Source organism: Enterococcus sp. C50 (genome assembly GCF_040887505.1).
Classification (GTDB): Bacteria; Bacillota; Bacilli; order Lactobacillales; family Enterococcaceae; genus Enterococcus_B; species Enterococcus_B thailandicus.
In genome coordinates this window covers 74,572-96,062 of sequence record NZ_JBFOFW010000007.1, presented here as the reverse complement: position 1 = coordinate 96,062, position 21,491 = coordinate 74,572, and the positions used below count along the sequence as shown (strand labels likewise).

Annotated in this window: 22 protein-coding genes; 5 read left to right on the top strand and 17 right to left on the bottom strand. The window is 35.8% G+C overall.

What is annotated here, in order from left to right:
* Positions 1-104: 104 nt before the first annotated feature.
* The 7 genes from AB3I20_RS09940 to AB3I20_RS09910 all read right to left on the bottom strand — a co-directional run bounded on the left by AB3I20_RS09940 (position 105) and on the right by AB3I20_RS09910 (position 6,742).
* Positions 105-1,718: an alpha-glucosidase gene (locus tag AB3I20_RS09940; protein WP_368027253.1), complete on the bottom strand. Its 1,614-nt coding sequence runs from the start codon at positions 1,716-1,718 to the stop codon at positions 105-107.
* A 345-nt stretch (positions 1,719-2,063) separates the two neighbouring features.
* Positions 2,064-2,627, bottom strand: coding sequence for a polymer-forming cytoskeletal protein (locus AB3I20_RS09935; protein ID WP_067483127.1), 564 nt, complete (start codon positions 2,625-2,627; stop codon positions 2,064-2,066).
* Between the two features lie 156 nt (positions 2,628-2,783).
* Positions 2,784-4,097 carry an NCS2 family permease gene (locus AB3I20_RS09930; protein ID WP_067483128.1) on the bottom strand — a complete coding sequence of 438 codons (1,314 nt, stop codon included), beginning with the start codon at positions 4,095-4,097 and terminating at the stop codon, positions 2,784-2,786.
* Between the two features lie 189 nt (positions 4,098-4,286).
* Complete coding sequence (locus tag AB3I20_RS09925) at positions 4,287-5,000, bottom strand: B3/4 domain-containing protein (protein WP_067483694.1); 714 nt, start codon at positions 4,998-5,000, stop codon at positions 4,287-4,289.
* 1 nt (position 5,001) lies between these two features.
* Positions 5,002-5,538: a GNAT family N-acetyltransferase gene (locus AB3I20_RS09920; protein ID WP_067483130.1), complete on the bottom strand. Its 537-nt coding sequence runs from the start codon at positions 5,536-5,538 to the stop codon at positions 5,002-5,004.
* 18 nt (positions 5,539-5,556) lie between these two features.
* Positions 5,557-6,009 carry a MarR family winged helix-turn-helix transcriptional regulator gene (locus tag AB3I20_RS09915; protein ID WP_067483132.1) on the bottom strand — a complete coding sequence of 151 codons (453 nt, stop codon included), beginning with the start codon at positions 6,007-6,009 and terminating at the stop codon, positions 5,557-5,559.
* 136 nt (positions 6,010-6,145) lie between these two features.
* Complete coding sequence (locus tag AB3I20_RS09910; RefSeq protein ID WP_067483134.1) at positions 6,146-6,742, bottom strand: NUDIX hydrolase N-terminal domain-containing protein; 597 nt, start codon at positions 6,740-6,742, stop codon at positions 6,146-6,148.
* A gap of 191 nt (positions 6,743-6,933) precedes the next feature.
* Between AB3I20_RS09910 and AB3I20_RS09905 the strand changes: the two genes are divergently transcribed.
* The gene (locus AB3I20_RS09905) at positions 6,934-7,641 is read left to right on the top strand and encodes an AzlC family ABC transporter permease (protein WP_368027252.1); all 708 of its coding nucleotides are present in this window, start codon (positions 6,934-6,936) and stop codon (positions 7,639-7,641) included.
* On the top strand, positions 7,628-7,957 hold the full coding sequence (locus AB3I20_RS09900; RefSeq protein WP_368027251.1) for an AzlD domain-containing protein: 330 nt from the start codon (positions 7,628-7,630) through the stop codon (positions 7,955-7,957). The genes AB3I20_RS09905 and AB3I20_RS09900 overlap by 14 nt, the downstream gene beginning before the upstream one ends.
* A 455-nt stretch (positions 7,958-8,412) precedes the next feature.
* Here AB3I20_RS09900 and AB3I20_RS09895 read toward each other — a convergent pair whose 3' ends face one another.
* The 8 genes from AB3I20_RS09895 to AB3I20_RS09860 form a co-directional block, all read right to left on the bottom strand.
* Complete coding sequence (locus AB3I20_RS09895; protein ID WP_270492911.1) at positions 8,413-8,880, bottom strand: hypothetical protein; 468 nt, start codon at positions 8,878-8,880, stop codon at positions 8,413-8,415.
* A gap of 54 nt (positions 8,881-8,934) precedes the next feature.
* Entirely contained in the window at positions 8,935-9,069 is a 135-nt protein-coding gene (locus AB3I20_RS09890; protein ID WP_256869189.1) for a hypothetical protein, read from the bottom strand.
* Positions 9,070-9,492: 423 nt separating this feature from the next.
* Positions 9,493-10,146, bottom strand: coding sequence for a type II-A CRISPR-associated protein Csn2 (gene csn2 / locus AB3I20_RS09885; protein ID WP_270492934.1), 654 nt, complete (start codon positions 10,144-10,146; stop codon positions 9,493-9,495).
* Positions 10,130-10,477 (bottom strand): CRISPR-associated endonuclease Cas2, encoded by a 348-nt coding sequence (cas2, locus tag AB3I20_RS09880; protein WP_270492912.1) that lies wholly within the window; start codon positions 10,475-10,477, stop codon positions 10,130-10,132. Before cas2 ends, csn2 begins: the two co-directional genes overlap by 17 nt.
* The gene (gene cas1, locus AB3I20_RS09875; RefSeq protein WP_270492935.1) at positions 10,474-11,340 is read right to left on the bottom strand and encodes a type II CRISPR-associated endonuclease Cas1; all 867 of its coding nucleotides are present in this window, start codon (positions 11,338-11,340) and stop codon (positions 10,474-10,476) included. The genes cas2 and cas1 overlap by 4 nt, the downstream gene beginning before the upstream one ends.
* Positions 11,341-11,344: 4 nt before the next feature.
* Positions 11,345-15,328: a type II CRISPR RNA-guided endonuclease Cas9 gene (gene cas9, locus AB3I20_RS09870; protein WP_368027250.1), complete on the bottom strand. Its 3,984-nt coding sequence runs from the start codon at positions 15,326-15,328 to the stop codon at positions 11,345-11,347.
* 563 nt (positions 15,329-15,891) lie between these two features.
* Positions 15,892-16,263 (bottom strand): DUF1622 domain-containing protein, encoded by a 372-nt coding sequence (locus AB3I20_RS09865; RefSeq protein WP_067483149.1) that lies wholly within the window; start codon positions 16,261-16,263, stop codon positions 15,892-15,894.
* Positions 16,244-16,624, bottom strand: coding sequence for a DUF1622 domain-containing protein (locus AB3I20_RS09860; RefSeq protein WP_071868594.1), 381 nt, complete (start codon positions 16,622-16,624; stop codon positions 16,244-16,246). The genes AB3I20_RS09865 and AB3I20_RS09860 overlap by 20 nt, the downstream gene beginning before the upstream one ends.
* Positions 16,625-16,857: 233 nt before the next feature.
* Here AB3I20_RS09860 and AB3I20_RS09855 point away from each other — a divergent pair, with 233 nt between their 5' ends.
* Positions 16,858-16,986, top strand: coding sequence for a methanol dehydrogenase (locus tag AB3I20_RS09855; protein ID WP_067483153.1), 129 nt, complete (start codon positions 16,858-16,860; stop codon positions 16,984-16,986).
* A gap of 55 nt (positions 16,987-17,041) precedes the next feature.
* Positions 17,042-18,736: an oleate hydratase gene (locus AB3I20_RS09850; RefSeq protein ID WP_368027249.1), complete on the top strand. Its 1,695-nt coding sequence runs from the start codon at positions 17,042-17,044 to the stop codon at positions 18,734-18,736.
* A 100-nt stretch (positions 18,737-18,836) separates the two neighbouring features.
* Here the strand turns inward: AB3I20_RS09850 and AB3I20_RS09845 are convergent, their stop codons facing one another.
* Positions 18,837-19,268 carry an N-acetyltransferase family protein gene (locus AB3I20_RS09845; protein WP_368027248.1) on the bottom strand — a complete coding sequence of 144 codons (432 nt, stop codon included), beginning with the start codon at positions 19,266-19,268 and terminating at the stop codon, positions 18,837-18,839.
* 251 nt (positions 19,269-19,519) lie between these two features.
* Between AB3I20_RS09845 and AB3I20_RS09840 the strand changes: the two genes are divergently transcribed.
* On the top strand, positions 19,520-20,122 hold the full coding sequence (locus tag AB3I20_RS09840) for a sugar O-acetyltransferase (protein ID WP_368027247.1): 603 nt from the start codon (positions 19,520-19,522) through the stop codon (positions 20,120-20,122).
* Positions 20,123-20,192: 70 nt separating this feature from the next.
* On the opposite strand, the gene AB3I20_RS09835 is transcribed toward AB3I20_RS09840, so the two are convergent.
* The gene (locus AB3I20_RS09835) at positions 20,193-21,431 is read right to left on the bottom strand and encodes a class C sortase (RefSeq protein ID WP_067483159.1); all 1,239 of its coding nucleotides are present in this window, start codon (positions 21,429-21,431) and stop codon (positions 20,193-20,195) included.
* Positions 21,432-21,491 lie beyond the last annotated feature (60 nt).

Genomic DNA, 21,491 nt, shown 5'->3' with positions numbered 1-21,491 from the left:
ATTTGTCAAAAATCTATACCTATTTTTTCGTAATAAGTTGTCAATAAAGACAGACAGCTCACTAAAATTATTGGAACTGCCTGACTTTTATCGTTTATTTCTTGTCAAACCTTTAACACAAACGCTTCATAAGGACGCATCGTCACTTCCCCAACAGGTACCTCAGTCAATTCATAGTTGGTTAAAATAATTTCTTTACTTTTTGGAACTGAAAGTGTCTGACTTTGTTCAGATAAATTGCATGCAATCAGCCATTTTTCATCACCTAAACTACGTAAATAAGCAAAAATCTCTGTGGATGTTTGCACTAATTCATACTCCCCCCACACAATAACGTCATGTTCTTTTCGTAAAGCAATCAATTGCTGATAGGTATAAAAAATCGAACTCGAATCTGTTAATGCTTGTTCCACATTGATCACTTGATAGTTTGGATTCACATGTAACCATGGTGTTCCTGTAGTGAACCCACCGTTTGGACTGTCGTCCCATTGCATGGGGGTACGTGCGTTATCTCGTCCTTTTGTATTGATTGACCGAATAATTTCTTCTTTGGTATAGCCTTTTTCAATTCGTTCATGATACATATTGATGGTTTCAATGTCTTCTGCTTCTGAAATGTCAGAAATCGGATAATTCGTCATTCCAATTTCTTCTCCTTGATAAATATACGGCGTCCCTTTCATCATGTGCAAAAGAATCGCAAACATTTTGGCACTCTCTACTCGATACTGTTGGTCGTTTCCCCATCTTGAAACGATTCGCGGCAAATCATGGTTATTCCAAAATAAACTATTCCATCCTTCGTTTCCTAAAGAAGTTTGCCATTTTGACAATACTTCCTTCAATTTGGTTAAATCTAATGGTGCTAAATCCCATTTTTCTTTTCCTACTTGTTGGTCTAAGCCAACATGTTCAAATTGGAAAACCATAGATAGTTCATTTCGCTTTGGATCAGAATATCGCTTCGCAATTTCTGGCGTGGCACCCCATGTTTCGCCAACCGTTAAGAGATCTTTTCCACCAAACGTTTCAGTATTCATTTCCTGTAAATATTCATGAAGTCTTGGTCCATTTCCTGTAATTTCTTGATCTGGAAGTTTGCCTATCAAGTCAATCACGTCCATTCGGAATCCGCCGACGCCTTTCTCAATCCAAAAATTCATCATGTCATAGACTTCTTGACGGACTTTTTCATTTTCCCAGTTTAAATCCGGTTGTTTTTTACTAAATAAATGCAAGAAATATTGTCCTGATGCCTCATCAAATTCCCAAGCAGAACCACTAAAAGTAGAACGCAGCTCATTAGGCACCTGACCGGCAACAGGGTCACGCCAAATGTAGTAATCACGATAAGGATTTTCTGGACTCTTGCGTGCTTCAACAAACCAAGCATGTTCATCTGAGGTATGATTGACTACCAAATCCATAATGATTCGGATATTTCTCTTTCTTCCTTTTGCAATCAATTCTTCCATATCCGTCATCGTGCCAAATTCACTCATGATTTCTTCGTAATTACTGATGTCGTACCCATTATCGTCGTTCGGTGATTGATAAACAGGTGAAAGCCAGATAGCATCAATCCCTAAATTTTCTAAATAATCTAATCGCCGAATGATTCCTTGTAAATCGCCAACTCCATCTCCATTTGTATCTTGAAAACTACGTGGATAAATTTGATAAACGACTGCGCGTTGCCACCACTGTTCACTCATATTCATTCCTCCTGCACATTTACTAAAGCAAAAAAGAAATCGCTTACGTTTTTGTTCAACTAAATTAGCTTTTTCCCTTTAAATCTTGTTGATTGAATTGTAGCGTGACTAAATCAAATAGTAAATAGACCGTTTCTTGTCGTTTTTCATTAAAAAAACCAAAAAGCCTTTCACAACAATCACTAGAAAGAATATTCGTGATGAATGTTAACGATAACAATTTTTGAATCAATTAACATCTCTTCACAACACAAAAAAATCCAGAGGACTTCTCCTCTGGATTACTTCTCTCTACCAAGATCACTTGGTGAAAAAGCTAGATGTTATTTAGTTAAATACATCATTTTATTCAGCGACTGTTACGTCACCAGTTACTGATGCACCATCTTCATCTAAAACAGCAGAATCTTTATATTCTTGTTTTTCAAATGTGATGTTTCCGTCAACTTTCGCACCGTTTAAAACAAAGCCGTTTGCTTTTACTTCGATGTTTCCTTTAACTGTTCCGTGAACGATGTTGAAGTTTTCTGATTCAACGATCAATGTTGGAACTGTTACTGTATATTCATCTGTTACTGTATGTTTATCATCTTGTGCATACAAAGCAAATTTACGGTAGATATCGTTACTTGCTTCACCTTTGTCGTGGAATTCACCAGCAACGGTTACGTCGTTATCAAATGTAACGTCTGCAGTGGTTGCAACGATCCAGTTACCGTCAGCACCTAATGCTTTTTCTAAGTCGCTTGCTTTATCACTTACTGATGCACCTGAAACTACTTCTGTTGTTGAAGCAGTGCTTGAAGAAGATGCTGCTGTTCCTTTATCTGAATCTGAGCCACAAGCTGTTAAAAACATTCCTGCTGCTGCCAAAGTTACGACTGTTGTTGCTAATTTTGTGTGTTTCATGATGTTACCTCCAATTGTTGTGAGTTAGTTTTACTCATCACAATTTTACTAATAAAACGCCTACAAATCAATAAATTGTATCTTTTCTTCTGTTTTAATTAAGAAAAAAGCCTATCTGTAAGTTATTTCACTTACAAATAGACCATGATTTATCTGCTAATTCACATTTAAAATCCACATAAAGCCAATAAAAACAAAGAATAATAAATACATGATAGGCGAAACTTCTTTTCCACGTTTGGCAGCAATCATTGTGATTGGATAGAAAATAAATCCTAACGCAATCCCATCAGAGATACTGTAAGTTAATGGCATACCAATCAAAATCAAGAAAGAAGGAATCGCAATTTCCATTTTTCCCCATTCAATTTGGCGAAGTGACTGAGCCATCAGTACACCTACAATAATCAATGCTGGTGCCGTAACTTGTGGTGTTACGATTGCTAATAAAGGTGAGAAGAACAAACCTAGCAAGAAAAATCCACCCGTTGTAATAGCAGTCAAACCAGAGCGTCCGCCCACGGCAATCCCTGCGGAAGATTCTACATAGGCGCCAACTGGCGAAGTTCCTAACAATGAGCCAGCTAACATTGCTGTTGAATCAGCTGCCAACGCTTTACCAACTCGAGGCATTTTGTTCTCTCGCATGAAGCCCGCTTGATTGGCTAAACCAACTAAAGTTCCGGCTGTATCAAAGAAAGTAACTAATAAGAAAGTTAAGACAACGACCCACATTTGTAGAGAATTAATGTCACCAATGTGTTTCAGAGCAACCAAAAATGTTGGTTTCAAGCTTGGTGCAGCTGAAATGATTTGTGTTGGCATTTGGATCAAACCAGTAACTAAACCAAGTAATGTGGTTCCAATCATCCCAATAAAAATTCCACCTGGAACACGACGAACCAATAGAATAGCTGTCACTACCAAACCAAATATAGTTAACCAAGTAGATCCCACGTTCAACGGGCCTAAGCCTACCAATGTTGATTCATTTGCTACAATAATTCCACCTTCACTTAAACCTAAGAAAGCAATGAATAAACCAATTCCTCCAGAAATCGCATACTTTAAATCTGCTGGAATCGCATCAATAATCATCTCACGTAATTTAAAAATCGTAATGATTATAAAAATCAACGAAGCTACAAATACCCCTGCTAGTGCTGTTTCCCAAGGAATACCCATTCCCAAACAAACAGAATAAGCAAAGAACGCATTAATTCCTAGTGCTGGTGCAGTTGCTATCGGATAACGTGCTAAAACGCCCATTAAAATACAGCCCAGCGCACTTGCTAAGGCCGTTGCTGTAAAGACCGCTCCTTCATCCATACCAGAAGCACCCAATACAGTTGGATTAACAAATAAAATATACGCCATCGAAATAAACGTAGTAAAACCAGCTAACACCTCACGTTTGACCGTAGTATTTAGCTTTTCTAGCTCGAAGTAGGAAAGTATTTTTTCCTTCATCTGACATCCTCCTAAAAATCCGAACATTAAAAAATAAGTTCGCAAAAAAATGATTAAACACTAAAACAACGTGTTTAATCATATAATAATTAGCAACATAAGTAAACCAAAATTTAGAATAATCAGCAAAACACGAACATTTTTCAGCCTAAGCTTTCATTTAAGACGATCATACTAACATTAGTTTTTTTATTGAATAACCGTTTCAGGGTTTTCAGCTGTTAACGTACTTCTTTTTCCAGTTATGTTGAACGTTTTCTCCGTTAATTCTTTCAAAGCTTCCATTGCTTGTGCGCCACGAAATGCTTGCTCTTCATTGATTGACTCAATCACCAAGACTGCCTTTGTGGTTTCTTCCGTCAGCATCGTTCGCTGTGCTTCACGCCAATTCAAACACCGACAAATTGCGCCCTCTTCATCAAAATAAATTAGTTCTTCTGGTAAAGCCGGCGCATCATCTAGTGCACCCAAAGGCAAAAATTTTTCGCCACCAACTGCTTTTCCCAGTTGTAAATGACCTTTGATTTTTTCTAGATCTTCGCCCCCACATGGCACACCATATTCTAAAGAAATACTGTTATAGCAGTCCACTAATGGATTGATTGGCAAAAATTTGCGGCCTTGGCTAACTCGCTTTAATAAAGCTTCAATTGATGAACGTGCGCCTTTTTTAGTTTTGAATTTCGTAAAAGCTTTACGCCACTGTGCAATCACTTCATTTTGACTAAATGGCTCCTCCGTTAGATAAACTTGTGCTTTTTTCGCCGCTTGATCCAGTAACTGAGTAAATCCCGGTTCATTGGACAGATCAACCTGATTATTCATTCCTTCAATAACTAGTAGTTCAATCGTCGCCTCCGGAAAAACTTCCCAAAATGTTGTATCAACTATCACCTTTTTCATTTCACTTTTCATCCTCTCCAAGAAGTTCTTTGACAAAGATATAATCTGTTTGTGCATCATCACCCATATAAAAAATATGTTCACTAAAATGAGTAAATCCCCATTTATCATAAAAAGCTAATGCTGTTTTATTGTGTTCCCAAACACCTAACCAAATTTTTTCTTTCTTTTTTTCCTTCGCTTTAGCAATCGCTAGTTCCATCAAACGATTTCCTAGGCCCATACGTTTAAACTGTTTTCGCACATAAATGCGTTCAATTTCTAAAAAGATTGCTGGCATCTCTTCTGATTGTTGTTCATCAATATTAATTTTTAGATAAGCTGCTGGGATATCGGACACCATTAATAAATAAAATTCCGAACCAATCGTAGTTAATTCTCGACGTAACTTATCGATTTCATAAGCTTCTTCCAAATAAGTCGCCATATTTTCTGCTGTATTGAATTCTCCAAATGTGTCTACATACGTTTCAATGCTGATTGTTTGTAGTTGTTGTGCATCGTCTTCTGTTAGTTTTTTTAGCGTTATTTCTTCCATATAAAATAAGATTTCCTTTCAATAAATTCGTTTATTTCCTTTTTTTACAAAATTCCAATCATCACTTACGTTTGCACTCACTTTTTCTAATAAAGTTTTCAGTTGTTGTGCTTCCTCTTCTGTAATCCCTTGTAACGCAACTTGATTTGAATGCTCATTTTCTCGAATGATCAAAGGATAAACAGTTTTTCCTTTACTTGTTGGGTAAAGATGTCTTATTTTTCTATTTTCTTGATCTTGCTCTTTCTTGATCATCCCGTTTTTTTCCAATTTTTTAATGGCACGAGCAGTTGTTGTCCGATCTACTTTGATCATTTCTGCTAATTTTTCCTGAATAATTCCGGGATTTTCACAAATTCGAACCAGGTAAAGATACTGCCCACGTGTCAAATCAACTTCTTTGAATTCAATATTACTGATTGAGTCCAATGCTCGAGCAATCACACCAATATCTCGAAGAATCTCTACCAATTAAACCCCTCTTTTCACTTATTTATTTTCTAGTTTACTCTTATTTGTTGTAAATGCAACAATTTATTTTGATTAACTAAGAGCCAAATCAATCCGCTCATCTGCTAATTGATTTGACTCAATGGTTTGAATTACTTCACTCAAAATAAGTGTTCTCTTGTTGCTGCAAATACGCTAGTTGTTCTCTCGTTGTTCGTTTTACCGACAGTTTAGGTAAGCTATCTAATGCAAAAAAAGCCATATTTGAAGTTTCGTTATTTTCAACAAAAGAACCTTTGATAATCGAGCAACTAAAAATCAGTTTATAATATTGATAGACTTGCGGAATATCTTTTCTCAAATTCGTATCAAAAACACCTAATAAATCATTCACTTGAACAATTAATCCGGTTTCTTCTAATACTTCTTTTTGAATATTTTCTTTTGGAGACAAACCTACTTCGGCATAACCACCTGGTAACGCCCATTCTTTTGTTTTTTTGTCTTCAACCAGCAACACTTTAGCTTCTTCCTTAATATACGCGCGAACATCAACTTTAGGTGTCGGGTATCCTTCATTTCTTTCTGTTAATTGAGCTAGCTCGTCAACGGACTCCTTCCCCACCTTGCTCAGTAGCTCCAAAGAAAGCTTCTTTAACTCTTGATACCGCTCTTTGTCAAATTCATCTTTTCCATAGTACAATCCTGCTTCAGCAATCGCTAATAGCCTGCGATACATCTCTAAATCATTCATACTTCTTTTCTCCTTCCAAAAAATACAATCACTTACTCTCAGTCTAACGCAATCGTTTACGCTTAACTAAATGTTTCAATTTTCTTGACAAAACTTTAGAGAAAATTTCCAAGTATTTATTTTGACACACAAGTAGAAACTCAATAAGTTTTCTGCTATGCTTAGTGGCACATCAAGAAAGGAGAAAAAGGATGAACGGACAATTAGATTATAAAACAGCCATTAAAGATACTTTGCCTACTGTTTTTGGGTATATCGGCATTGGCATTGCATTCGGTGTCGTTGGACACGCTGCTGGTCTTCATTTATTCGTTATTTTCATGCTCTCAGCTTTTGTTTACGCAGGTTCTGCACAATTCATCACTGTCAGCATGCTAACTGTTTCAAGCCCTGCATTATCAATTATTTTATCCACTTTTCTAGTCAACTCACGTATGATCTTAATGAGTACAACCTTAGCAAATTATTTGAAAGAAAATACATTAGCACAAAATATGATGCTAGGAACACTACTAACAGATGAAAGTTTTGCGTTGGGAATGAACAAATTGAATTTTAGTAAAGGAAAGCTATCATTTGAGTGGCTCAATACAGCAAATATTATTTCTTATTTAACATGGGTTGGAGCAACAATGATTGGTGCTCTGATGGGTAACTTTATTAACGATCCCAAACAACTCGGACTTGATTTTGCAATTGTTGCGATGTTTATTGGCCTGCTTTATCTTCAGGTAATCTCAGATCGGACATTACCTCTTTCTCTGCAATTTTCCGTTATTCTATTTACACTCGTATTAATCGTTCTTGGATTAATCTTTATACCAAGTAATTTATTAATTATTGTGGTAACACTTTTAGGCTGTGGATTTGGGGTGATGATGAAACATGTATTCTACTAGTTATTTTTTTTTTACTATTTTAGGTTGCGGCTTAGCGACTTGGTTATCACGAGTCTTACCTTTTCTTTTTATTAAGCGAATGAACTTTTCCCAACCCGTAGCAGAATTTTTGAGCTTCGTACCAATCGTTATCATGTCTGCCTTATGGTTCAATAGTTTATTCATTCAAAACCTGGGACATCTTCCAGGCATTGACTGGGAAAACTTACTTGCTTCCTTGCCAACAGTAATCAGTGCAATCATTTCTAAAAACTTACTAGTAATTGTCATCGTAGGGATGATCTCTTTAGCAGCTCTTCGATTTTTCATTTTATAATAAGCAAAAAAATCCTACAATCACAGTAAAAAACACTGTATTTGTAGGATTTTTTGTATTAATTTTTATGAATTTTATGAAACTGTCCCTAATATGATTATCGTAAAAATCAGAAATACAATCACAAGAGCAAACTTTACGCTAGAAACGATCAACCTGCAACTCAAACAACAAATGAAGTTTATTTAAAAGTCTCAAGTCTCCCTACTTTGAATCTGTACTCGTTACTTCTCTGATTATATCAAGTATTTTCCAGTGACATCGTATCTTTATCTATTCTCGGTGAACATTATGTATATAGTAGAGAGGATCATCCTATCAAGCTCATGAATCATGAGTTTTTGTAGCAAAAAAACTTAAAGTAATTAACAAAATTTCACAATCTCTAGCATTCCCCTCAGATTTGTGTCAAAAATAATCTTTGTACCTATTCAAGACAATATAGCTCTAAAGCATTATTGTATGGAATATTCAAAAGATATTTCTTCAAAATATTGCCTTTTTTTACTATCTTCTTTAGTTCCAACTATTTTTATATCAATCTTGTGTTTCCCTTTTTTCAAAAACTGACTATTTTTGTCCTCATCCAAATAAAAACCAAATTCCAGTTTAGTGGCACCAGTTGGTTGCTGGACCTCTTCGCCATCCAAATAAAGACCAGTATAATAATCGAAAGGCAAATAATCAAAGATAAAACAGATTTCATTTGAGTCTAACTTATTCAGGTTAATCATTTTTCCCAAATCTCTTTTATTTGAATCAATAATTTTGAACTGGATTGAACTGTCATTTGCCTCTTCATCACTTGTAGTGGTACTTTCAACCTTATTTTGTAGTAGATTTTCTGTACGTTTAGCGCCTACGAAAAGAAATCCTACGACAAGGGTAGTTATTATTATGAGTGTAACAACAACCTTTTTCATAAATACTTCCTTTACACTTTTTTTGCCTATCTATTTGCTAAGTAGCGGTGTAAATCATTCAGTATTAGCACCTAGGAACTGGAAATCGCTTCGTCCTAGCGTGTCACTCTTTCCGACATCTTCTTTACTTGTTTGTGCTATAACCCTCACCACTGGATTTCCTTCAAAATTTTTTGCATCTTCAATCATTGTTATTTTTCCATTTGTTACATCTTTTTTTATTTGATCGTATGAATGTGTACTGCTTGCTTTCAGAAACAGATGAGTTTGTCCGTCAAACAGCATAGCTCTAAAACTAATCTGCTAATATCCTCGTTTAAATTTGAGTTTTGGAAGCATTCAAAACAACATAGCTCTAAAACAGTGCATTCATAATTGAACGTGTGGCAGTAGTTTTGGAAGCATTCAAAACAACATAGCTCTAAAACAAATACGCTGTCAATGACTATATCATTTCAGTTTTGGAAGCATTCAAAACAACATAGCTCTAAAAACCTCGGCTCAAATTTTTGAGGTTCCGTAATCGCACTATTCGCCCATAGCAAGGCTTCAGCCTGAATGCTTCATTGGTTTGATTTACTTGTCAAAGAACGAAAAAATTAGTCCTATCTGTTATCTTCTTGTCAAAAAATAATCTTGGTCTAGAATTTGTTGTGCAACACCCTCAATTGGTCGAGGTTCTAAAAATAATACATCTACATTGTATAAAGAAATATGGTCAATTAATGTTTGTAATTCTGTCGTGGTTAAATAAGAACAAGCATTCACGAATACCAATAGCTTCTTTTTCACTAGATAACGATATACTTGGATTACTTCAATCATTTTTTCTAAAATGGTATCACTTTTCGTTTCAATCCGTATTCCTAAGCACTTAAATATCTCCATGAGGGTCAACTCATCTTCTTCAAGATCTAGCGCATGTTCTAACAATTCGTGTTGCATCACTTTGGCAATTTCCATCGACAAACGATCAATTTTGGTTTTGATTTCTGGCTTTTCATTCAACTGATTTTCTAAATCTGCATAAATAAATTTCAATGTTGCAGGTGAATTTACTTCATACCCCAAGATATCTGTTATCAAAATCAGTTCAGATTCTTTGAGATTTTTTTGATTTTTATCAAACAATTTTAGTTCGCTCATCTCATCATAGTGATAAAACTGTTCAACGGTACGTGCGTAAGTTTTTACATCTTCAACTACTAAAATCGTTGATAAATTTAATTTTAACGATTCATCAAGTAGCTTAAAGTTTAGATTCATCATGTGCTTCTCCTAAAAAAACGACCCTTGCATCCGAATTTCCAATGCAAGTATCCTGTTCTCCTGTCAAATAGATCATTCGTGCAAATTGTTTTTCCGTAACCGTCAAAATTGTTACCAATCCCTTTCTAGGATTATGTTGCTTCAAGCGATTGATCATAGCAGTATTGGCAGTGTTATTCAGCAAAATCTTACTATAAACAGAAAATTGGTGCATAATAAAGCCTTCACTAAGCAAGAATTTCCGAAATCTCCGATAAATTTTTCTTTCTTCTGCAGTTTCTGTCGGCATGTCGAACATCAAAATCATTCTCATATAACGATAGCTCATATCCTAAAATTAGGCGCCCCTTCTATCTCTTTATTTAGTGATTTCACTACTTTTTTCGTATAATCATTGATGATATTGGTCAAAAACATTTTTTTGTTATGATAAGGATAGTTGTTCGTAAACAAATCAAATAGTGATCGCTTGATTACTTGAAATTCCTGATGTCGATTTTCATAAACGATGTGATCAACTAACGGTCGAAATGGTTCCATAAAATCACTTGCTAAGTTGAAATCATTGAACTGATTCGCATGCTTTAATCCAAATTGCGTCATGCAACCTGTTTGAACAACCTCTCTTGCAAACATACTCAATAATAACGTGTAGCCATAATTCAACCCGGCATTGATTGCATTGTCCGCCTCACGTGTAAACTCTTTACCAAACAAGGCATTGAAATAGATTCTTGCGGCATGGCCTTCGCGATTACTTGGATCAAAAATTTCTAACTCGCTTTGCAAGTTGAGGAGTGAAGCTGCTTTCTCTTGAAGATCAAAGCCAGTTAGCAACTGACTTTGATTCAAGATTTTTTGTGAAATGATTTCGGTCCAAATTTCCGCTTTTCTGTTTTCTTCCCATTCCAACTGCCGAGCTAATTGTAAACTGCTATCATGACGTGCATAGAAAGATAACAATTTACCAATAGGCAAACGCTTATCATCGCAAAAAAGAATCAGAATATTTTCATCAATCAAACGTTTAATTAACATGGTAGTTAACGTAATGTCTGTTGTTTCCAGTAAGAGAACATCAATTTCAGACAGATGGATCAATTCTTGTCGATCATATGTCCGAAAAACTAGATGATTGTTTTTGTAAGTCAATTTAGAATGCGTATTTACTACTACTGTCCGCCAACCCATTAACTCAGACCAACCTTCTTTGAGTCTCGTATAATCCTGTAATTGATTGGTTAATAAATGTTGCATCAACTATTTCTGCCGTATTTTTATATCTTCTACGTGGAATAGTCTCACCAAAGAATTTGAAATCGGCTGGTGCGCCTTGTTTATTTAATTGAAGTAACTGAATAAATGAAGAAGCTAGTTCTCTCATATCAGCATCCTGATTCTTTTCATATAAATCACGGACTTTCTTCTGATTTTTTCCCGCATCAATATATTGTTCAGTGAATTGTAAAATTGCTTCTAGTAATTCAGCAAATTCGTGGCGATGCTCATTCAAATACTCCAAGCTTTTACTACTAGAATCGCTCACGTGTTTCGCATGATATAGCAATTCAATCAGATGCATTGGCAAGACCATTTGATTGCCTTTTTGTGATTCCTCTGCACTTGCCAATAGGCGGCGACGACCATCAGCAAATTGATAGAAAGAATATTTTGGTAGCTTCAATTGAACTTTGGGATGGATAAAGCCTTTTTCTTCTAAGAAGGCGACTTCGTCTTGTTCAAACGCTTGACGTTCTAAAATTTTGATTCCGACTAATTGTTGGACAACTTTTGCAGCTTTTCCTTTTTCATGAGTAATAATAACAGAATACGCCACCGTTGGACTGTCAACCCCGCCATAATTGACAGGTGCCCAATTGTTTTTTCTAGCAATCAATTTTTTCGAAGGTCCTTTAGGTAAGATTGATTCTTTCGTAAACGCACCTGTTTGTATTTCAACTTTCTTTACAATATTCATTTGATGATAGTTCATCACTTTTTTGATTGTCTTGATGTCTCTTTGACGATTCCAAAGGACTTCGCCCGTTTCGGTATTCGTTAACACCTCATCGTTTGTAAAAAATTTCATGATATTTGAATAGGTTTCTTTTTTAGCTGTGGCTTTGTTAAGGGTACGAATCGAAACTTTTTGGTATTCACCATAAACAAATTCAGGCTCAAGTTTCGGATAAACTTTCAATAAAGCTTGAGCAATAACCCCATTCAAGTAAGCATCTTGTGCATGGTGATAATCATTGAGTTCACGAATTTTATATAACGAAAAGTCTTTTCGAAACTGGCTTGCTAAAGCAGATTTTAACGTAATCACACGAACTGGTTTTTCGGATGATTGTTCATTGTTATATTTTTGATGTAAAATCTGGGCAACATTTTTCGTGATTTGGCGTGTCTCAACTAACTGACGTTGAATGAAATGTGCTTTGTCCTCTTCAGTCAAACCGCCGTTGGTTGCTTTCGTCAAATAACTAAATTTCTTTTTACTGATTAGACCAGAAGCCAAAAGTCTTTCCCATACAGCGCGTCTATCTTTTACTACGCTTTCATCAGGTACCGTGTTTGATTTTCCACGATTCATGCTAGAGGTAGTCAACACGCGGTTGTCGATTGAATCATCTTTGACGAAACTTTGGGGAATAATGTGATCGATATCATAGGAAGATAAGTTGTTAATGTCTAACTCATTGCCGGTATACATATCACGCCCATTTTGCAGATAATACAAGAACAAACGATCATTTCTTAGTAAATTAGCGTCTTTGTTAATCGGTTCATCTTCCAAAATACTACTACCTAATTTTTTGATGGATTCTTCTAAATATTTCATGCGCGCTTTCGAAGCACGATTTCCCTGAGCAGTTGTTTGGTTTTCTCTCGCCATTTCTACAACAATATTTGTTGGTAATTCTCCCATGATATCAATGATTTCTTCCACGATTTTTAAGCTTTGTAAAATACCTTTTTTGATCGCGGGGCTACCTGCTAGTTCCTGTACGATTTCTTCTGTGCTCTTGTCATTATCAAAAGCTATTTTTTCGATTTCTTCTTTAAAAGATAGATTTTCATCGTTAATTAATTGCATAAAGTTACGGTTACGATTTTTCGGTAGATCATCATCATCAATTAAATAATCGAGAATCGTTTTCTGTGTTTTTTGGTCAACAATACCATGAATCAGTTTGGCAGATAAACGTCCCCAGCCTTTGTAATGTTTACGTTCCAATTGCTTTTGTTCTTCTTCAGTCAATATGTTGGAGAACTTTTCTAATTGTTTACGGCGCATTTTACGATCTTCAAAGACAGTCAATATTTTCACGATTTGTTCAAATTGTTGTTCATGTTCTGGTTGCTCAAATAACTCTGGGCGGATCCCCAGTTTGATTAAATCATGATATGTCCCCAGACCTGCATTAAAAGATTTTTCGATTCCTTCAACCTTTGGATTTTCAATGCCATACTCATTTTTCAGAAAAGCCTCTAGCATTTCTTTTTTGACTTTTCGTTGTTGTTTAAATAACTCATTGACGATTTGCCGTTTCTCTTTACTCGAAAAATTTTGTGCACGCCCGTTATCATCAATGTATCTCACCTTAGTCAATTCATTGTAAACAGTAAATGTTTCATATAACAGACTATGCTTAGGCAAGACTTTTTCCATTGGCAAATAAGAGTCGCTGTTTGTCATCCGTTCCACAAAGTCCGTTGCTGATTTTTCAATATCTACTTTTTCATTCAGATTCCAAGGTGTGATTTTCCCCGTTTCTTTTCGCGTTAGCCAAGCAAACTGTCCCTTTTCTTTAGCCAACGGACCTACATAGTAAGGAATTCTAAATGTCATGAGCTGACTAATTTTTTCTTCATCCAAAAATGAATAATAGTATTTTTGATTTTTGATAATTGCTTTTAATTCTTCTAAATGAAGTTGATAAGGAATCACACCGTTATCAAAAGTTCTTTGTTTGCGTAAAAAATCCTCCTGCTCCATTTTTGCTAAGAAACCTTCCGCGCCTGTCGCTTTCGCCAACGTTTTTTTCAAATATTTGTAAAATGCTTCTTGTGTCTCGTTGCCATCGATATACCCTGCGTACCCAGCTACTTTTTTATTTTTAAATAGATCATCATATTCGTCTGGTAAGTTTTCACGAACAAATCGCTTCAATGTTTTTAAATCTTCTTTATGATCTGTAAAACGCACAACCATACTACTTGATAATTTGGCACGTGTCGTAGCATCCGTTACTTTCAAAATATTGGCTAGCGAAATCGCATCATAGACACTTTTTGCTGCATCAAATACACTACGGAAATCCTCACCTATCTCAGCAAGTAACGTTTCCAAATTTTCTTCATACTCTTCTTTTGAAAATTGGATTTTAGCGTCTTCATTCAACGAAAATGTTTTTTTGACATTCCCTTGATTTCCAACAATCATTTTGATAAATTGAGCAAAGTCTCCTGTACTTTTTTCTTCAGGAAATAAACTTAAAATCAGTTCTGCTCGCTTCATGCGAGAGATTTTTTGCTCGGCAATCCCGTCTAAATCGACCGTTAAGTCCAATGCTTTTTCAACGTTGAATGTTTCATTATAGACTTTAATAAACTGTTCAAACGTCCCAGAAACAGAAGAATTTTCTGTATTCAGCTCCCCTTCAATCAAAAAGTGTCCTCTGAATTTAATGATGTGCGCTAGTGCAAGATAAACCAAACGTAGATCTGCTTGCTCAGAGGAATTGGCTAAATGCTCACGTAAATGATAAATCGTCGGAAACTGTTCATGATAAGCTACTTCTTCTGCTACATTTCCAAAAATCGGGTGACGTTCATTTTCTTTTTCATCTATGATAGAAAAGCTCTCATCCAAACGAGCAAAGAAATTCGCATCAACTTGATTCATTCCTTCATCAAATATTGTACGCAAATATTGAATTCGTTGACGGCGTCGAGCGATTCTTCGGCGAGTCGTTCGTTTCAATCGGCGTCCTTCAGCTGTTTCACCCTGCTCAAATAAGCGAACACCCCAAAAATTTTTTTTGACTGCTTTTTTTTGTGTATTACCCGAAATTTTCATTTTTCGTTTTATCAACTCATAATCTTCTGTCAGTACTGCCCACCCGACACTTGCTGTTCCAATATCAAGGCCAATCGTGTAATTTTTCTTCATCTTTACCCCTCCCGGATTTTCTTCTGTAACGATCCTTGTAAAAAATAAAAAGAATATTTCTGTTGTGTATTCTCGAATATGTGATAAAATATATTTGTTGGTAGCATTCAAAACAACATAGCAAGTTAAAATAAGGCTTAGTCCGTAAACAAACTTTGGCACTGTATTCGGTGCTTTTTTTGTACTCTTTTTTAAAATATTTTGTTGTTTTTTAGAACAAATAATTGCTACTTAACCATTTTAAATTATACCACTACCCACTACACAAGCAAGCCTTTTCAATGAATATACAATTGGCTATCCATCTTGTTAAAATAAGAACAAAAAAATAAAAAACAAAACCTTTATTGAATTTAAAATAACTTTAAACAAATAATTATATAGTTATTTTTATTCAGCCAAAAAAGTGAACCAAAACAGAAAAATGTTTTGGCTCACTTTTTTTGATTTCATAGGTTCAAGTAATTCGTCTTGGACTTACACTAAAAGAAACTTCCACTCGTGAAAATAATTCAACCATCTTCATTTATTTCATCTATTAGCTGGTTTCCTTTACGTGCTATTCATTCTTCGTTTTCAGAAGGATGAATAGCACCCAACTCTTCATTCAAGAAATAAGAAATAATCGTGCGAATCCCTACTAATGCCGCTAGTTGAAAAATATCTTTCAACGTTGGTTTGATGATCGACTCGATGATTCCAGCAGAAATAATAATTTCTAAGCTTAGAAGAATGTAGCCACCTAACATTTTTTTAACTTCGGTATTCTTTTTGATTTTTGCTTGCTTATTTAATTGCTTATCAAATGAAAAATAGAAGAAATCTTTTGCAGATAATACCGCTCCCCACAACAACAATAAGATAGCAAAAAAGTTAAATCCTAAAACGAGGTATTGTGCATAAGATAAGAATTGTTCACTCAACATATCCTTCATCCTTCACTCCCCCTTGCTCGTTTTTTTTATCTGAAATTTCCCTGTTCAAGAAATAAGAAATCACTGTTCGAATGATAACCATCACAGCCAACTTCAAAATGTCTGCCCAAGTTGGTCGAATAATCGATTCAACGATATCCGCTACAACTAAAACTTCTAAACTCAATAAAATATAACTAGCCAACAATTTTCTAACTTCTGCATTGCGTTGATTTCTTTGTGCATAACTTTTTCTTATTGAGTGAAACTGAAACAGCGTTTTAAGCACCAAAAATATTCCCACGATCAAAATTAAAATGGAAAAAATATTTAAAATAAAAATAGCCCATTCTAAATAGAAAACAAACGTTTCATCAAACATCGCTTATCACACCTCTTCCATTCTCCATAACTTTATTGTAAAGAATGCAAGAGGTCTCGTCCAATCAAAACAAAAAAGAATTCTTTTTCATATTGCTTTGATAAATTAGACAGACAACAAAACTTGTCAAAAAATCTTTTTTTCAGCACGCGTATCATTTGGTTGTTTCAAAAATTGGGTCTATCATTTAAAGCATAAGAAGGATGTCACGAGAAATAAAGGAGGATTTTCTTATGAACAAAAAACTAATAAAATTAAGCATTGGTTTAGGTGTACTAGCAATTGGCGCACTGATCGTTGGAAAGAAAACTGGTTTCTTTGAAGACGATAGTCATTTATATGACGAATATGAATCAATCTAGTCGTCCAATCATCATTTAATAGTTGCCAAAGCCAAGTACTGGAGGAAGAATCACAATGAAAAAAAGTAAAGCAATCATGATCGGGGCAGGCATTGCCAATATGGCTGCTGCTGTGTATTTAATTCAAGAAGGAAAATGGCAAGGAAATCAAATCACCTTTTACTCATTAGATGACCATGGTGCAAATGATGGGGCACCGACAGACACTGTCACAGATGAATACTGGAATAAAAATCATCCGATGGAAAACACAAAAGGGTATATCGCTCGTGGTGGTCGAATGCTCAACTATCGAACTTATGTTGACTTGATGGATTTGCTCAGCCGAATTCCATCTGCAACAGAGCCAGGGATGACTGCAGCCGAAGACACGCGCGATTTCGATGCCAAGCATCGGACATATGATAAAGCACGTCTGTTAGAAGGCGGAAAAGGAATTATTGATGGTGGAAAATTAGGATTCAACAATAAAGATCGCTTGCTCTTAACAAAACTAATTTCGATGCCTGATTCAGAAGAAGAAAAATTAGACAACGTGACAATTGCTGAATACTTCAAGGACTCTCCTCATTTCTTTGAAACGAATTTCTGGTTCATGTGGGAAACAACTTTTGCTTTCCGTACTCAAAGTTCTGCTCAAGAGCTTCGTCGTTACATGCACCAAATGATTTATGAATTTACTCAAATCGAACATTTAGTAGGGGTCAATCGTACTCGCTACAATCAATACGAAAGTATTATGTTACCACTAATCAATTATTTAAAAGATCAAGGTTGTCAAATTATCTTAAATCGTTTAGTCACTGATTGGGAATTCAAAGAAACACCTATGCAAGATGAAATCACTGTGACTGGTTTAGAAATGATCAATACAGAAACAAACGAAAAAGAACATGTCATTGTTGACGACGATACAGCTGTTATCTTTACTAATGGATCAATCACTGACTCAGCAACTTTGGGCGATTACGAAACACCTGCTGCCGAAAATATGGACTATGGTGCCGCTTCAAGTTTATGGAAAAAAGCAAGTGAACGTTTCTATAATCTAGGAAATCCTGATAAATTTTTCGCTGATCGAGACACTAGTGAATGGGTCAGCTTTACTTTAACAACCAAAAATCATTTGTTGTTGAATGAAATTGCAAGAATCACAACTCAAGAACCTGGCAATGCATTAAATTCATTTATTTCAACAACGCCAATCACATCTTTAGGACATAAAGATGTCAATATGTCGATCGTGGTTCATCATCAACCACACTTTACTTCACAAAAACCAAACGAAACGGTTATTTGGGGCTACTTCCTTTACCCACGTCGTCACGGTGAATTTGTGAATAAGCCTTACATTGAAATGACTGGTCGAGAAATGCTGCAAGAACTGATTGGACAACTCTCAAAAGTTGACCCTGGTCCAGTAAATATCAGAGAAAAAGAAGAAGAAATTTTTGCTAGTGTTATTAATAACATTCCAGTGTATATGCCATATGCTTCTGCATTGTTCAATAATCGTGCAAAAACAGATCGACCAAAAGTTATTCCACAACATTCAACAAATCTTGCCTTTACAGGTGAATTTGTCGAACAACCTTATCAAATGATTTTTACAGAACAAAGTGCTGTTCGTTCTGGTGAGATTGCCGCGTTCCATTTTGCTGGAATCCCAATGTCACGTCTTGTCAAAACACCACGTTATGATAAAGACATACCAACACTTGCAAGAGCAGCGAAAAAAATGTTTGAATAAATGTTGTTTTCCTGTAGCAACCAATAAATCAATGAGAGACTAGGAAACTGTAAGATCCTAGCCTCTCATTTTTTATGCTTTTAAAACCCATCTTCAAACTTCAAAGATACTTTATAAAACGTTTCTGGCTTTTTGTTGCTTGATAGCCTAACTTTTCATAAAATTGATGAGCACCCCTCCTCTCTTCACCAGAATTCAGTCGAACCCCTGCATACTTCCGCCGTCTTCCTTCTTGTTCCAATGCAGTCATCAATAAAGTTGCAATTCCTTGATGTCGTGCTCTTTTTGCTACAGCTAAGCCCAAGACATTGAACATCGTTTCCGAATACAATGTCGCATACACTTCTGCGTGAACATAGCCGACTACTTCTTCATTCGAGTCTTCGAAAACGACAAAAAAATGATGCAATGAATCTTGCTGAAATTCTCTGATTTTTTCTTGAACACGTTGTTTGTCTAATTCATAGCCCAGATCATCAGCATTGATTGTAGCTAATGCCGCAGCATCTTTTACTAATACCTCACGTAGCATCTCACTCACCAACTTTCATCATAAAAAACTAGCGTACCTTAATTCACTTTTCGATTCACTCTGCCATTAATTGTACCACCAATAAACATTTGACTTAAGCATATACCTTTTACAACACGTAGATGCGTTCCCATGATACGCGGGTCAGTATGAATGTTCATCCACGAGTTTCTACTAACAAAGTTGTTTGTCTTTGTAATCAGATTATGCTTAACTGAAAGAAAGACCAAACTAAACAAAGTAGGTGCATTATGAAAGAGAACTATCTTGATTTTATTCAATCCGGAAAGATGTACAACGATTTAACTGACACACTGATTCAGACTCGCCAAACAACAATGCGGGCACTTCTGACTTACAACAACCTCTACGGGACAGATGAACCTGCCAGAAAAAAGATTCTATCTGACTTACTTGGTTCTGTTGGAGAATCTGCTTTTTTCGAACTAGGATTTCGTTGCGAATTTGGCAAACACATTCATATTGGCGAACGTTTTTATAGCAATTTTGACTGTATCTTACTAGATGGTGCAGAAATTCGAATTGGTGATGACGTCTTATTTGGACCACGTGTTGGGATTTTTACTACCAATCACGCAATTGACCCAGAAGAAAGAGCAGCTGGTGCCTGCTATGCGAAACCAGTTTCAATTGGCAACAAAGTTCGGCTAGGCGCAAACGTTACGGTGAATCAAGGCGTAACCATTGGCGAAAATACAATTATCGGCTCTGGCAGTGTCGTTACAAAAGATATTCCCGCAAACGTCATTGCTGTTGGAAATCCCTGTCGCATACTGCGAACAATTACTGAAGCAGATAAAACAGATTATTTCTCCACACTCATGACTCCCTAATTTTACTTTTGTTTCTGATTCATAAATAGATACGAAAAAAAGACTGAATTTTTCCAGTCTTTTTTTGTTTTTATTTATGATATTCTTTCGTTTTCTTCCACAAAATAAATTGCTTATTTTGTTTTTTCAGACGATAGTTGCCAAAATGCTTCACTTTCAACACAAAAACTAACTTCTTATAATTGTTGATGCTCGCTTTTACAATCTGTTCGTTTGATTTCTCTTTGATGATTACTTTATAGCGTCCCCCTGGCAATTGTTCAAATAAAACGCGTCCCTGCGCATCACTGTTTTGTTGAACAGGTTGTCCCTGTGCATCCATGATTATTTGTTGATTCCAATCAGTAAGATACACAGGTTGATTTTCTTTTGGTTGACCGTCTACAAAAAGTGAAAACGCTAAGGAATAATAAAAATCTTTACTTTTTATCTGATTCCATTTTAGCCAACACCAACGACTAACACTAGTCAAAAGAACCAAGCAGATCAGCCCAAGTAAAATAAACCTGCTGATATGATACGTTGCTACTCGCTTTTCCGCTGATTGCGCCTGCTGTTCCTCATAAGGAATCCGTTTACTTGTAACTAATAAACGATGCGTATTTATCCCATAAGGCGTGCATGTCAATAAAGTCACTAAATCTTCATTTTCTTTGATAGCTAAGGCATCCACGTCAGTTGGTAAAACAACCGTAAGTTGACTAACTTCATATGCTAGTTTTTTGCCCAGCGTTTCAATATAAAATTGATCGCCGATTTTTAATTGCTCTAAGTCGGTAAACAATCTTTTCTCGGGCAAACCACTGTGTCCTGTAATCACTGCGTGTGTACTTTTCCCACCAATTGGATAGGACGTTCCCTGCAGTAAAGTCGCTCCTTTTTCCAGAAACAATTCGTTCGTCTGATCAAAAATTGGCAGACTAACGTTGATTTTAGGAATATAGATGCTTCCAATTAAATGATTATTCAATTGTTGGTTTTGTTTTCCCTCTTTCTTTTGGAAACTCTTTGAGAAATAATCCTCTAATTTTTCAGAACCAATCAGCAAGCCTTGTTCGCGTTGCTGTTGATTTACTTTTGCCATACTGCTTAGCCGTTTTTTTTGTTCTTCTTCTCCTTTTTGGCGAACTTCTCGTTGGTAAGTTTGTAGCCTAGCTTGGTCAATTACATTATTCAACGAATCAACAACAAATGGATACAAAAAAATAAAGAAACCAATCAAAAACAACGTCAAAGCACTGCCCTTTAAAAACAGACCTAGCGGCTCTTCTTGCGCTTGATTTTTTTCTTTTTTTGTCAGTTTCTTCATTATCTCTCACCTCTTTCGCCAACGTTTGATTAATTAAAAAAATGGGCAACGACAACTTTA

Excerpts from the sequence above, each read along its gene's own strand:
- AB3I20_RS09940 (WP_368027253.1), bottom strand. The coding sequence starts at position 1,718 with ATGAGTGAACAGTGGTGGCAACGCGCAGTCGTTTATCAAATTTATCCA.
- AB3I20_RS09935 (WP_067483127.1), bottom strand. The coding sequence starts at position 2,627 with ATGAAACACACAAAATTAGCAACAACAGTCGTAACTTTGGCAGCAGCA.
- AB3I20_RS09930 (WP_067483128.1), bottom strand. The coding sequence starts at position 4,097 with ATGAAGGAAAAAATACTTTCCTACTTCGAGCTAGAAAAGCTAAATACT.
- AB3I20_RS09925 (WP_067483694.1), bottom strand. The coding sequence starts at position 5,000 with ATGAAAAAGGTGATAGTTGATACAACATTTTGGGAAGTTTTTCCGGAG.
- AB3I20_RS09920 (WP_067483130.1), bottom strand. The coding sequence starts at position 5,538 with ATGGAAGAAATAACGCTAAAAAAACTAACAGAAGACGATGCACAACAA.
- AB3I20_RS09910 (WP_067483134.1), bottom strand. The coding sequence starts at position 6,742 with ATGAATGATTTAGAGATGTATCGCAGGCTATTAGCGATTGCTGAAGCA.
- AB3I20_RS09905 (WP_368027252.1), top strand. The coding sequence starts at position 6,934 with ATGAACGGACAATTAGATTATAAAACAGCCATTAAAGATACTTTGCCT.
- AB3I20_RS09900 (WP_368027251.1), top strand. The coding sequence starts at position 7,628 with ATGTATTCTACTAGTTATTTTTTTTTTACTATTTTAGGTTGCGGCTTA.
- AB3I20_RS09895 (WP_270492911.1), bottom strand. The coding sequence starts at position 8,880 with ATGAAAAAGGTTGTTGTTACACTCATAATAATAACTACCCTTGTCGTA.
- AB3I20_RS09890 (WP_256869189.1), bottom strand. The coding sequence starts at position 9,069 with ATGATTGAAGATGCAAAAAATTTTGAAGGAAATCCAGTGGTGAGGGTT.
- csn2 (WP_270492934.1), bottom strand. The coding sequence starts at position 10,146 with ATGAATCTAAACTTTAAGCTACTTGATGAATCGTTAAAATTAAATTTA.
- cas2 (WP_270492912.1), bottom strand. The coding sequence starts at position 10,477 with ATGAGCTATCGTTATATGAGAATGATTTTGATGTTCGACATGCCGACA.
- cas1 (WP_270492935.1), bottom strand. The coding sequence starts at position 11,340 with ATGGGTTGGCGGACAGTAGTAGTAAATACGCATTCTAAATTGACTTAC.
- cas9 (WP_368027250.1), bottom strand. The coding sequence starts at position 15,328 with ATGAAGAAAAATTACACGATTGGCCTTGATATTGGAACAGCAAGTGTC.
- AB3I20_RS09865 (WP_067483149.1), bottom strand. The coding sequence starts at position 16,263 with ATGAAGGATATGTTGAGTGAACAATTCTTATCTTATGCACAATACCTC.
- AB3I20_RS09860 (WP_071868594.1), bottom strand. The coding sequence starts at position 16,624 with ATGTTTGATGAAACGTTTGTTTTCTATTTAGAATGGGCTATTTTTATT.
- AB3I20_RS09855 (WP_067483153.1), top strand. The coding sequence starts at position 16,858 with ATGAACAAAAAACTAATAAAATTAAGCATTGGTTTAGGTGTACTAGCA.
- AB3I20_RS09850 (WP_368027249.1), top strand. The coding sequence starts at position 17,042 with ATGAAAAAAAGTAAAGCAATCATGATCGGGGCAGGCATTGCCAATATG.
- AB3I20_RS09845 (WP_368027248.1), bottom strand. The coding sequence starts at position 19,268 with ATGCTACGTGAGGTATTAGTAAAAGATGCTGCGGCATTAGCTACAATC.
- AB3I20_RS09840 (WP_368027247.1), top strand. The coding sequence starts at position 19,520 with ATGAAAGAGAACTATCTTGATTTTATTCAATCCGGAAAGATGTACAAC.
- AB3I20_RS09835 (WP_067483159.1), bottom strand. The coding sequence starts at position 21,431 with ATGAAGAAACTGACAAAAAAAGAAAAAAATCAAGCGCAAGAAGAGCCG.